The sequence below is a fragment of the Acinetobacter sp. AS167 genome (genome assembly GCF_037152175.1).
Taxonomy (GTDB): domain Bacteria; phylum Pseudomonadota; class Gammaproteobacteria; order Pseudomonadales; family Moraxellaceae; genus Acinetobacter.
This window is the reverse complement of sequence record NZ_JBBCMP010000019.1, coordinates 16,407-30,234: the sequence shown is the minus strand read 5'-3', so window position 1 is coordinate 30,234 and position 13,828 is coordinate 16,407. Positions and strand designations below refer to the sequence as shown.

Sequence of the window (13,828 nt, the reverse complement as noted above, 5' to 3'; positions counted from 1 at the left end):
TGATTGAAAGGTACTTATTGGTTGAAAGAGATTAAAAAAACATATAAGCATCTAGTTGCTTAAATTTTTCTTGTGAAATAATTAAAGTTCAATAAAAAGTGAGAGATTAGAAGAAAGTTATTGTATTAAAAGGGAGTAATTTAAGATGAACATTTATTGAAATAGATAATTATTATTTTCAATAAAGTCTTTAGTTTATATAAAATCTATAGAGTATTAATTTTTTGAATTTAGAAATTTTTAATGTAAGTTTATCAATTTCTAGTTTAAATATGGACCATATATTTCTTTTATATTAATTTCTAAAAATATAAATAAGTTGAAACCTTTTATAACTACCATTTGTCCGAAATTATCCAAAAAGTAATTATTAAAATAAAAAATATGCTAAAAATTTCTTCATAAAAATATTAGTGAAAGCCAAAAATAAAAGGAAACACGTATGAATAGAACTTATCGACTCATCTGGAACAAAACATACTTCTGTTGGCAAGCTGTAAGTGAATTGGCAAAAAGTACTACAGCCTCAAAACAATCACCCAGTCGAATTAAATCTAAAGCGACTTTAAGTCTAATTACGAAACGAATAGGCCTGTTAACAATTAATTTACTGAGTGCAAGTATCGCACTTGCAGGGCCAACGGGTGGGGTGGTGAGTTCAGGGGCAGCCACGATCTCAACAACAGGGAGTACAACTACAATTAACCAATCTACTGCAAAAGCAGCAATTGATTGGAGTAGCTTCTCGAGTAATAGTAACGAGGCAATCAATTTTGTTCAACCGAACTCAAGCTCAATTACTTTAAACAGGGTGACTGGTAATAGTATTTCAACCTTAAATGGTCAATTGAATGCAAATGGGCAAGTTTTTATTATCAACCCGAATGGTGTTTTATTTGGTAGTACATCACAAGTCAATACTGGAGGCTTAGTTGCCTCAACGCTTAATTTAAGTAATAGTGATTTTAATAACAATGATTTTAAATTTAGTAATGCAGCAAATAATAAAACTGTAGAAAATCGCGGAAAAATTACGGTACCTGTAGGGGGGACAGTGGCACTAATTGCACCAAGTGTGAGACAAACAGGTACAATTAAAGCACCGCAAGGGAATGTGCTACTTGCTGCAGGTGGAGATATTACTTTAAATTTAAATAATGGTAGTTTACTTGGCTATACGATCAATCAGGGTAAAGCACAAGCACTAATTAATTCGGGTGGAATGATTCAAGCAGATGGAGGAAAGGTTATTCTAACTGCAAAAGGTTTAGATGAATTAAGCAATGCTGTTGTAAATAGCGTAGGAGTAGTACAAGCACAGACTGTAAATAATGTTCGCGGTGTCATTGAGCTAGGTAGTGATCTAGTAAGTGGCACGGTAAATGTGAGTGGAATTTTAGATGCTTCAGCTCCAACCAGTGGGAATGGTGGGCAAATAAAGACTACTGCTTCGAATGTGCAAATCAGTACTGGTACAAATATTACAACTCAGCGTAATACTACAAGTAGTTTGCCGCCAACAACCAGTGGTTGGGAGTTACAAGCTAAAAATATAGATATAGATTTTTTTGGTGGTAGTGTAAGTAGTACAACATTGGGAAATGCGTTGAATAAAGGTAATGTAACCTTGAGTGCTGTTGGAACTGGAGATGCTCAAGGAATTATTAATTTAAATGATGCAACCAATTGGAGTAACAATACAGCTCTAACTTTAAATGCAACCAAAGACATTAACTTTAATAGTGATTTGGACTTAAGTGGGGATAAGGCCAAACTAGCAATGAATTATGGTGTTGGTTCAGATTACAATTTAAATAATAGATCGAAAATTAATATTACAGGTTCTGCACCAACTTTACTTATCAATGGTACATCTTATGTTGTCATCAATGATTTAGGAGAGGAAGGTGACGCAAGTATAAATACTCTGCAAGGTATGAGAAATAATTTGAGTGGGAACTATGCGTTAGGAAGCAATATCGATGCTACTGACACTGTGAATTGGAACAATGGTGATGGTTTTGAGCCTATTGGTGAATTAGAAATTTTTATTGATAGATCAAATGATTCTTTTGAGAAAATTGATAAACCCTATATAGGCCAGTTTCACGGTTTAGGACATAGTGTAAATAATCTTAATATTAATTTATTTAAAGATATTCCTGAAGTGGATCGTCTAACTCAAAAATATAGTATGAATGCGGCAGGAATGTTTGGTAATGCAACTAATACATTAAGAGATATTGGTCTAGTTGAAGCAAAAATAGCAGGTCTATCATTAGTGGGTAGTTTAGTTGCTTATATGCCAAAAGGCACAGTAAAAAATGCATATGCTAGTAATGTTGATGTCGTTGGTGAGGATTATGTGGGAGGATTAATTGGTCAAGTAGGTAATGAAAAAAGTAAATCGTTGATACTAAGTTCGTATGCAACGGGTATTGTAAATGGGATTTCAAATACTGGTGGCCTTATTGGTTATGCAGAAAATCTAATGATTAAAGATAGTCATTCAAATATTGTAATAAACTCTATGCAATCACTTCAGAATATTACTGTGGGAATAGGAGGGTTAGTTGGTGGAGTTACCGATGGTAGTATTAGCAATAGTTATGCTAATGGTAATGTAACTGGTGGTTCGACTATAGGAGGGTTGGTCGGCTCTTTTTGGCTCAAAAATACTGATAGTCATAGGATTGAAAATAGTTACGCAACTGGCCAAGTCCTAGCCGAAGATACAGCTGGAGGGTTAATTGGTAGTGCAAGTACATATTATTTTAATAAAACCAATCTAACCATAGACAATAGTTATGCTACTGGAAATGTTGTTACTAACTCATTAACTTATGGAGGAACAGGTGGCCTAATAGGTATTGTTAGTTCTAGTCCAGAGATGATGATTAATATTTCAAACAGTTATGCTACTGGAAATGTAAGTTCAAATAGTTACCGTGCAGGAGGCTTGGTAGGTTCTTTATGGGGAGCGGTATCTAATAGTTATGCTACTGGTCAGGTAAAAGGAAATCAAGATGTTGGTGGTTTAATAGGTGCTAATTATCAAGGTATTGTGAAAAATTCTTTTTCAACTAGTAGTGTTGATGGGAATGTGTCTATAGGTGGACTAATTGGATCCAATACAGGAGTTATTGAGACTAGTTATTCTACAGGAATTGTAGTAGGAGTTGCCCATACTGGTGGTTTAATTGGGGGAGAATACTATACTGGTGGAACTGTATTAGATAGCTTTTGGAATATAGAAACTTCTGGTCAAACTCAAAGTGCTGGTGGAGAAGGCAAAACAACAGCAGAACTTCGGAAAATCATGACCTTTACAGGCTGGGACATCGCAGATGTTTCTGATCTAACCTCAAATTCAATATGGGTTATTGATGAAAATAATAAGACTCCATGGCTGAGATATAATCATTGATATAAAAATAAATTTTAAGCCTTAAAAGCGAGGGGCATTTACCCTTCGCTTTATGTATCAATCTTGAGCACATTTAGAGAAAATATGACCTTTTACTTAACTAAAAAAACTCCTCGAAAAATAGGCTATGTTTTTATTCTTATTAGCTTTTCCGAAAATACTCATGCAGAAATATCTGTACCTGATAGCGGAACAATTGTTAAGCAGTTAAGTCCAGAACAATTCAGTCAAAATACTCAAGCAGCTCAACAGTATTTTGACTCAGATGCATCTCAACAAAATTATAGTCAAGACCAAACCCCGATTTGGGTGGGAAAGGTTGAAATAGAAGGAAATCAAAAGATTGACACAAAAGTACTGCATGAATTGGTTAAGCATTTAGAAAATAAAAACAATGTCCTAGCCGATTTACAAATGGGTGTAGCAAGCATTACCCAATACTATAAAAAACAAGGGTATTTTTTAGCAAAAGCTTATTTACCGAAACAAAAGCTAGTCAGGGGAATTCTTGTAATTAAAGTATTAGAAGGACAATTAGATAATATTATTTTAAATAATCAATCTCATATTAAAAATTCTGTTATTGGTAGGTATACAAACAGAATTCCGAAACAACAAGCTTTAGAGCAACAAAGAAGTAATCAAATACTATTACATCTTTCCGATTTATCTGGTATTGGACCAATACAGGCGAATTTGCAAGCAGGCAAGCAAATAGGGCAAACAGATTTAATCTTGGACATCGCTGGTCAGAAGCAATTTCAAGGGAGAGTCGGATTTGATAATGCTGGAAGTACATATACAGGCAAATATCGTCTTTCTGGATATGTAGAAGGTAACAGTATGATGGGATACGGTGAAAAAATATCTGCTCAACTGTTAGGAAGCAATCAAGATCTTATATCTGGCAATTTAAATGCCCAATTTCCGATCATGGGAAATGGTTTGTGGATTGGGGGAGGATATAGCCTTACTCAATATGAATTAGGAGAACAATTTAAATTATTGGATGCTAAAGGAAATTCTGAAAACTATAATTTAAACTTTACTTATCCATTGATCCGATCCCAGAAAACCAACCTCAATTTAAAGCTGCAACTAGAGAAAAGAAGACTATTCGATGAAATTGTAGTTACAGATACCCAAACCTCTAAACACACTCAAGCTAGTCGTATAGCACTGAATTTTAGTCGAACTGACGAGTGGGGGATAGGCGATGCAAAAGGCGGTATTAATCAACTTGAATTGTTGACTACTCTTGGCAGTTTAAATATTAAAAGTCCTACAGCATTAAACATAGATAGTTTGTCTGCAAAGACCCAAGGCAGTTTTAATAAACATGAGATAAAATTTGCTCGACAACAAAGACTGACTCAATATTCTTGGTTGACGGGTGAGTTTTATGGACAACTTGCATCTAAAAATCTCGATTCTTCTGAGAAATTCTCATTTAATCAAATGAGAGCCTATCCGTCTGCAGAAGGTCTAGGTGATCAGGGATGGGGAGCTTCAATAAATTTTTATTATCAACTTAAACCGTTTCTAAATATGTATCTATTTCAAGATATTGGTCAAATACAACAAAATAAGAATCAGTACTTAACTGAAAAAAACACTCGCTTTCTTGGCGGTACAGGCGTTGGTTTTGGAGGAGGCTATCAAAACTTTGACTATAATGCGACATTGGGATGGCGAGATACTTCAGCAGCGAGAAGCGATAAAGACAAAAATCCAAGACTGTTGTTTCAAGTTGGTTGGCGGTTTTAATATTGTTATGTAAAAAAGAAATTAACTAAAGCTCTATGTGTTGTGGGTGCAGAGGGTTTTCCCTCGCTAAAAGAGCGGGATTGGATTAAAGTTTAATAGACGGATACCTTAAATTTTATTGCCACAGATATCTTTGGTGTTGGAAGAATAGTTTAAAGTCATTTGGTTGCTGTCAAAGATAAGTGTTTCCGTTGGCTGATAAGTTCCTGTAAGTAATGTTGGATAGCCACCGAGAAGACCAAACATCAGGAAACTGATTTGAGTAGCTAAGTCTGATAATGGTGTATTGTTAATATAGCCTTTATCTACACCATTTAAATTTATTCCAATTTGTTTTGCATCTTGATCTAAATAAAGACCAATTCTATAATTATTTGCAGTGTTGTAGCCTATATCGAACTCTTTCCCATAATTAATGCCTGCACCTAAATCAGAAAAACTAATATAGACTGTTTTGGTTTTAGCATCATCTGAATTTACAATCCATACGAAGCCTCCATACTTCAAGTTTCCATTTTTTATACCATAAAAACTATAACCTAATGTATATACACCACTCTGATTACTCGAATGAGATCCTATAGGAATATCTGCAAAGTTATCAATTTTTAGCTCAACAGCATACTTTCCTGTGCTCGATAAATTCTTATCTCCAAGAGTTGTGCTATTCGTTCCATTCATATAATTTTTATAAGATTGCGCAAATGCAGAAGTGCTTGCATGATATTGATATGATGAATTCTCAAGTGGAAAACTAGCAGTTGTTCAGTTTAAGTAGGGAAGTTTTTTTGCAGGTGGAATGGGATTTCCAATCATCTGCTGGATTTCAGTAGTTGTTGCATCAAAATTATAATTACACGCTCCCCAACTCTCTAAACTTATAGTTCCGATAGTCAACCTGATTATTATCTTTTTCACAAACTTATCCTTTTTATCTTGAAATTGAAATATAAGATAAAGAAATAAACAAATGGTAAAAAACAGATAAAAGAGTAGTTGTAAAATTTAGAGATCACAACCTGCCTGTGATAGGTTAATCTTAAATTATGTGGCCGTAGATATATTCAGTTCTCATATAAGAGAATTGAATTCTTTTTAGGAATTATGTTATTTCGCATAAAAACCTTTCCTCATATTACCGATACTAGAAATAGGGAAAATCCAATAAGTTTTATTAAAAAGAAAAATCACTTTATCGGAAATTTAGTCTTAACAGAAATATATTGTGATAGATTAATCACAATATATTTCTCTATTGAAAACTAAAATACATTTTTGTAGCGCTAACAGCCTAAATTTTATGAGATTTATCTAAGAACTGGCTGCGTTATTAAAATAATAGAGATTCACAATTTTGAACATAGTCTAAGGATAAGGAGATGTTCATGCTGAAAATAAAGCCTTTATGTTTAACACTTTTTTCTTTAAGTGCTTTTGCAGTATTTAATGTATACGCAGAACCTACAACTTTAAAAAGTATGTCAGATGAACAACTGTCTGAAACCACAGGCCAAGCTTTGATGAGTCTAGCTTATCTTGCACCAAATGATTCTACTAATTTAATGAGTAAATATAGTAGTGGTTCAAACGTTGGTTTTTATAAACTTGGACTTGAAGCAGAAATGGACTTAAATGCAAATATTAAAAACTTGCAGCTAGGTTGTGGTGGTGCAAATGGTGCTGGTGCATGTGATGTTGATATTAAAAATTTATCATTGAGTGGGTTACCTGCAAATTACGATTCCTCAAGTGGTAATTCCCCTGATTTCGGAAGTGCGGGTCGAGCATCTACTAGCGCAAAATTAAGCAATCCATTCATGGAGTTTGCTGTAAAAAATCCAAACTCCGCTTCAACTCGTGAAATTGTTGGTTTACGTTTTAGTGCTGAAAAAATTACGGGGCTTTTAACAGCAGGTTTAACCAATGGAAGCACTCCTTCTTCAACAGATGGCATCCAGTCACTTAGTGGCTTTATGCGTATAGCACAGACACAAGGGGAAGTTGATACTTTAGGTGGTAAATTTGGTTTGGTAAAAGATCAATCAATTGGTGGAAATATTAAGTTATTAGGAGGGGCTATAAATAAATGGATTCAAAGTTATCCAAATGCACAAGACAATATACTCAATGGTACAACAGGTATTACTGTTCCTGAAATTAATGGAGTAGGTTTCACATTACCATCATTTCAGGTAAATGGTTCTCGACTAAATGCTGCAATAGCAAAAGATATTTTGTTAACACTTCCTTCAATTCCTTTGGCAACTCCTGATAATTGTACTGGAGGGGCAACATATTGTAATCAATGGGCAAATGATCAATTAAAAGTAAATTTAAGAGATACGGGTAATCATAATGCTGAGTCATGTATTTTATGGTTATGTGATGCAACTTTCAAAATGGGTCAAGGTTCAAATTTAAGTAATTTAAATTTAAATGTAACTTTTAATCAGGCTTTAAGTATGTTTCATAATATTCCATTACAAGGAACAGGTGGTTATTTAAGTTTGCAACAAATGGCTTTACTATGGCCAGGAAGTTATGTGGATTCATCTGATACTACTGGTAAGACATTAAACCAAATGACAAAAACTGATGTTGCTCAAAAGGGGTGGTGGATGTCTTTTGCTGATCCTGTGCAGCTAGGCTATTTAAAAGGTGGGGATAAAGTTGACATTTCTCCCGTTTTGCCACAATTAGCAGTTCTGATTACTAAACAATTAGCAGATAATCCAATTGATTTAGGACTTGGAGATGCAATTACAGCATTAGTCAGTGCGCCAATTACCAAAACTCTGAATATTGATATTGGTCCATATACGGCCACAAATCCAGCAAGATTAACACTTCAAAATTTAAAATTAACGAACCAAGAAGTTTCAACCAACTGTTATGGTTCTTTAAAATTTTGTTAACCCAACTATTTGAAGATCTATAAAGCAATAGCGTTAAAGGCTATTGCTTTTCATTGTCTACGAATATTCGTTTATCGGAAAATCGTATATTTTACATAAAAGACTTTGTCATAATAAAAAATATTGCATAATATAAAATGTGATATAGATAACAAAACTGTATGAACAAGGGAAGATAATTTTATACAGTTGAAGTGAAAATTTAAGAAATAAAATAAAATATGGTGCGGAGCATCGTATAACACAGGAAGGTCGTGGATGACTACACTCAATTATACGGTAAAATTTCATAAAACCGTTTTAGCGAGTTTTATTGGCTTATTGATCAGTCAATCTTGCTTCGCACTTGAAGAAATGTCAGATGAAAAGTTAAGTAATACAACGGGTGAAGGGATTGCCTTACTTCCTCAAGATGCTTATATGGTTTTTCGTGGCGTTGGTGTTAATGAAACAGCTACACAATTATTAGATCGAACTAAAGATACGGGATCTATTAACTATATTCCTGTTGGACCATTAAGTCTTACGGCCGCAGACACTAATAAAAATAACAGCATTGATTCTGGTGATTTGGCTGTAGGAAAAGCGGATTTATTTTTATACGGTTTAGCACTTTCTAAAGCCAATGATGCAGATCCAAATGATATCAATGAACGGGTGGGAATGCTTAAAAATACTTCAGGTGTTGCAACAGCAATTAATGCAATCAAAAGCTGGGGAACTGCAACTAATCCTTGGATTTTGAAAGTAGATACGATGGATGCCGTGCCAACATTTACGCCAGATATTGCAGGTGGCTCAAAAAATACGGACACAGGCAAAGTCACTTATTTAGCTTTAGAAGCACCTGCTTTTGAGACTGGAACATTGGATGCCGAGGGTTCAGATGCTTATAAGCTTAAACTAGGGATGTGGGCAGATGCTTTTGTCCGAAATCCAAACAAAAAAGATGGTGATCCAAACCAGTTCCAATATGGAACAAGTACAGGCACTCGAGGTAATGGAACCGAAATAACAAATCGAGAAAATCGGATTCGGTTGCAAGCAATTTGGAATAACTTTAGTTTAAATGGTAGTAAAATTCAGTTATTTCAAACTTTAGATGGTGCAACTAATACTGGTGGTTTGAGTCCATTTTATAATAAAACTTTGGGTTTGGCTGGTGTAATCCGTTTAAATAGTGGTGATGCTGCTAATTTGAAATTAAAAACAACAGACATTGCATCTGAAAGTATGAGTGCAATTTCTACTAATACTCTCCATGCAGGAGCAAATTCGACATTAAGTACATCTTCAACAGGGAATTGTGGTAACAGTGGTACAGGAGCGATTAGTAATGGTTCTGGTGTTGGGTGTCAATATATAGTTCAAAAACGAACACGCACTGATTCGAAAACGTTAACACGTAGTTGGGATTTACCCGCAGAATATCAAAATAGAGTGTTACGTTTAAGCACTCAAGAAACCACAGATACTAATTTACTGTACACACCAGCATTAGATACTTCTAGAAATGCAAAAGCACCAACATTTGCAAAAGACGAAGGTATTTTTATTTATAATTTAAATACCAACTTGGTTTTAGGTTCTTTGTATCAGCCTTTAATTTTAGGATCTGATGGTAAGAATTTTAGTTTGGAAATTGCACGTATTCCAAATAAAGAGTCGATCTATAAAAAGATTTATACGGATTATACTGGAGCCGATTCATCCTATTTGGGTTCAACTTGTAATATTTACCAATGTGGTACTTCAACTATCTCAGGCTATCAAGGCAACAATGCAACCCACAGTAGTATTAGTATCGGAACTGTTTATAGTGATGATGGTGGAAAAACTTTAAAAGCATATACAGGAGCAGATGCTGTAGGGGTGTCTTTTGGCAATTTAGTAAAGTCAAGTACTGTTTCAAATACATTAACAACTAATGAAATAAGATATGCTCAGCGTCAATTACAAAGTCAAACATGGCTTCAGAATAGTCGATGTTCTACTACTGGTATTTTTGGATGTAGTAATGTCACATCAACATCTGGAACATTAACTCAGTGGCAATATAACAATGGTTCTAACTGGGTTAATTCATTAACTGGATCGCAGACTAAGCCAAATGATGCAACAGCTTGTGGTACAGGTTTTGGTGCAAGCAACTCTTGTAATAATTTTCCAAATCCAAACCCGAATACAACTGAAATAAATGCTACTACAGCGAACCGTACTTGGTCTGATACAAATTTAAATGGTGCAGCTTGGCGTACAGCTTCAAATACAACAGTTGATAATTTTATAGGATCGGGTAATGGAATTACAGGGGCGACAATATTAAACAATAACATGGCTCAAACACCAAATATACCAGGGACACCCTTGAATAATTTAGGTTCAGCCTTAATTGATGGAATGCTGATTCAGCATATGAAAATAACCACCAAAGGCTTATAAGATAAGGAGAAATATGATGAAAAAAAGTGTGCTTCTTATTTTAACCAGTTTGGTAAGTTTTCATTTGGCCGCTATGGAAGCTTTAACTGATTCCGATTTGCAACAGGTTGAGGGGCAAGCTGGCGCAGATTTATCTTTAAAATTGGTGTTGAATCAGGTTAATGCAAGTGACTCATATTACGCTACTGGAAATGCTTATAAGTTCGATAGTGATACTGGTGGGGTGTGCGCAAAATTAGAGTTTTGCCGCTTAGCACTTTCAGTAAACAATAGATATGTAGATGCTGGTGGCGCTGCAAACAGTGTCAGTGGCAATAAACTGTGGGTGGTATTTAAAGGAATTCAAGGTACGATTAATATTCAGAAACTTGGATTAGATGGTGTGGACTTAGTCTACAGAGGTATTGACGCTGCTGGGACACCATGGATTAAACCTGCAATTCAGCTGGGTTTTGATGCAACAAATCCAATTCAAATTCGAAACTTTGGTTTTAATGCATTATCGATTGAAAAGGATGAGTTCACAAGCCAGACCAATGCAAATGGAACAGTCACTGAAAACTCTTCTGGAGCAACAGCCGATAAGTACGGCTATTTAAAAAAGACCATCTATGATGCAACGACTGCAGCCAACTCCACTTATGACCAAGGTAACGAAACCGGTTTTATGGGCATGCGTATGAATGGAAATTTGGCATTGCAAGGTAAAATCATGATGTTTAGTTGTAATTCTACGAGTAACAAGCGTTGCTAAGATAAAGTAAATCTGAGGGTTTAGGAATGAACATAAAAAAACAAGACCATGGAAAAAGATTTATTTTAAATACATTAGCTTTGAGCTTGTTGGCTATACATATACCAGCTTATGCGTTGCAAGCTTTAGATGATAGTGATTTAAGAAACGTAAATGGTCAAGATGGTGTACATATTGAGGCAAGCTTAAAAGAAGCCAATATTAAAACATTATATTGGACAGATCAGGTCGGTCGCGCAGAATCAGATGCAACCAGTCAAGCGCTTATTGCAACAGCAGATACGGTTAAAATACAACAGAGCAATACTTCTACAGATCCATTAAAAGCCGATATGAAGCTTAATATAGGGACTGTTGCAGGAAAAACTGGAGTGAATTTAGATTTATCCCTCTCTCCTATGCTTATGACTGTCGATTCATTTCGTGTTTGTGATAGTGATCCAAGTGGAGCACGTTGTAGTGCAAAACTGGGCAATTTAGCGGTACAAACGGCGTCAAATACAAGTATTGGATTAAAAACCAGCAATGGCCTTTTAAGTAAAACAGATCAGGTTGAGCTGACTTTAGGACTTCAAAATGCCAACATCTATTTGGGGCAGAGTAGTGCAAAAAGTGAGTTAAATCAACTAATTCTAAAAAACTTTAATTTTAATTTTAAAGGTAAAGGCTTTGCATTTATAGATGCCGCTGAAGGTTTTAAATTACAAACGAATTCTGGAAGCAATATAGCAGGTGCAAGTCAGGCACCCGATACTAATTATGGCTATGTGGATTTAACACGAGTGGTTGATCCAGCTTCATCAAAAGCAGGTTTTATTAATACAGGTAGTTATGGAAACGGAAGTTCTACAACAAATGCCGGACTAAACCTTGAAATTATGGTGAATAATAAAGGAATAAATCCTACCTCTCTTTATGATGTAGATAATTATAATACGCCAACGGGAGCAAAAGGACTGATTCGCGTAGGTGCAAGTGGGCGTATGGTGAATGGCTCACTCCAATTTCGTGGTGTGCAAAATGCCAGTAGTTTAATTGGTTCTGCTGTTAATTCGAGTGGTACAGATACAGGAAAAGATATCGTTGGTAGTTCAGGTATCGCCTTTCGTATGAAGACGGATTTCACCAAAGAGGGCGATACTATGCTGACTGGCGGTGGAGATGCAACAACTTTGGAAATTGGTGGTGCAGGATTAAATAGTTATGGCTTCGAGTTTGGTAATTTAACAGGTTTACAAAAAGGAACTCGTGCTTCTTTTGATACGGGAAATATTTTTTTAAACCTAACTGATTCTAAGCAAGTCACCATACCTGTAAATGCAACCTTTCAAAATTCAAGTTTTGGTAATGGTCAAGCTTTAACCAGTTTGAATGATTATAAACAAGATATTTATACGACCCTATCGGCAGCTAATCGTCCTTATGCTGTGGTAGCTTCAATCCGTGGTGGAGAGTTCCAAGCCATCTCCAGACGAGGACGATTTACTACTACTGCTGGTGTTGCCGCGGGGAATTTATTTACCGAGAACGGTCTAAATAATCGATGGGGGCTGGCTTTACCATTTTATAACTTAAATGCTAATTTAGCGATGTATGGTACAACAGTTGATGCTGATAAAGCCTATTACTACTTAACTGATGGTACTAAAAACAGTGTAGCAGCAACAGCTGGTACTCAAACCTCTCGACTTGGATTTTCTTTAGGTCTTAGTACGGACGGTGTGGATAAAAATGGGACAACTAAGCTTGGCAATAAAACCACATCTATTCTGGTGATTGATGGTGGTCAGGTGAAAAATGATGCTGGTGTTCCTATAGCAGGTACTTCTAGGGACTATTATTTAGGCTTAAGAAACATTGATATGTTGCTGAAAGGGAATGGCAGCATAGGCGTTGAGAATGGAAGTTTAAATTTAAGTTTAAAAAACATGCTGGTGGTAATGGCGGCAGAAGTGGCAGCAGGTTATTTGCCTGGAACCACATATGCATCATGTGCTGGTGGTATTGCGACAGCAAGTGTAGCTTGTGGAAATAAGCGTGTTTCAGATTCTAATAATTTCGCCAAAAGTGATGATGTGCTATTTGGTCTAAAACTTCGCTTTGGTGGTGATATGGATTTGTCACTTATTCCAAATAGTGAAATTAAAGCAGATGGAACAGGAAATCGTTTAACTGTGGTCGGCGATTTAAAATTGGCAACTACAAATAATACAATTCAAATTAGTGATCCAGCAAATGGTTCTACACTTGGTTTAGATAACTTGACAGGCGATATTCGTTTTAACAATGCGATTGTGATCAGCAAAAACTCAACCACTGGGAATGGTCAGGTTGGATTTAATGCAAGTTTACAATTTAATCCAACACAATCGGTTGATGGTGTATTTAGAGCGAGAGATTTAAACTTTTATCCACCTTCAATGAATGGTGCTTTGGTTTCAGGTGCGCGTTTAGGTGAAATGGCGTTGACAGGTGGTCGTTTAACCAGTGAATTCAACATTATTCCACGGAACTAATGCGTTA

6 protein-coding genes and 1 pseudogene are annotated in these 13,828 nt (G+C 35.6%); 6 read left to right on the top strand and 1 reads right to left on the bottom strand.

Annotated features, from left to right (window positions below; all coding sequences use genetic code 11):
- Positions 1 to 442 precede the first annotated feature (442 nt).
- Together WFN33_RS19380 and WFN33_RS19375 are read left to right on the top strand one after the other, a co-directional pair.
- A complete protein-coding gene (locus tag WFN33_RS19380) occupies positions 443 to 3,427 on the top strand; it encodes a two-partner secretion domain-containing protein (protein WP_336954668.1) in 2,985 nt (994 codons plus the stop codon).
- A gap of 84 nt (positions 3,428 to 3,511) precedes the next feature.
- The gene (locus WFN33_RS19375) at positions 3,512 to 5,194 is read left to right on the top strand and encodes a ShlB/FhaC/HecB family hemolysin secretion/activation protein (protein ID WP_336954666.1); all 1,683 of its coding nucleotides are present in this window, start codon (positions 3,512 to 3,514) and stop codon (positions 5,192 to 5,194) included.
- Between the two features lie 108 nt (positions 5,195 to 5,302).
- Here WFN33_RS19375 and WFN33_RS19370 read toward each other — a convergent pair.
- Positions 5,303 to 5,878, bottom strand: a pseudogene (locus tag WFN33_RS19370) (DUF4882 family protein); the annotation flags it as partial.
- A 701-nt stretch (positions 5,879 to 6,579) separates the two neighbouring features.
- Here WFN33_RS19370 and WFN33_RS19365 point away from each other — a divergent pair.
- The 4 genes from WFN33_RS19365 to WFN33_RS19350 all read left to right on the top strand — a co-directional run bounded on the left by WFN33_RS19365 (position 6,580) and on the right by WFN33_RS19350 (position 13,821).
- On the top strand, positions 6,580 to 8,109 hold the full coding sequence (locus tag WFN33_RS19365) for a hypothetical protein (protein ID WP_336954665.1): 1,530 nt from the start codon (positions 6,580 to 6,582) through the stop codon (positions 8,107 to 8,109).
- Positions 8,110 to 8,367: 258 nt separating this feature from the next.
- Positions 8,368 to 10,551, top strand: coding sequence for a hypothetical protein (locus WFN33_RS19360; RefSeq protein WP_336954664.1), 2,184 nt, complete (start codon positions 8,368 to 8,370; stop codon positions 10,549 to 10,551).
- Between the two features lie 16 nt (positions 10,552 to 10,567).
- Positions 10,568 to 11,305 carry a hypothetical protein gene (locus WFN33_RS19355; RefSeq protein WP_336954663.1) on the top strand — a complete coding sequence of 246 codons (738 nt, stop codon included), beginning with the start codon at positions 10,568 to 10,570 and terminating at the stop codon, positions 11,303 to 11,305.
- A gap of 26 nt (positions 11,306 to 11,331) precedes the next feature.
- On the top strand, positions 11,332 to 13,821 hold the full coding sequence (locus WFN33_RS19350; RefSeq protein ID WP_336954662.1) for a DUF6160 family protein: 2,490 nt from the start codon (positions 11,332 to 11,334) through the stop codon (positions 13,819 to 13,821).
- The last annotated feature ends 7 nt before the right edge of the window (positions 13,822 to 13,828 follow it).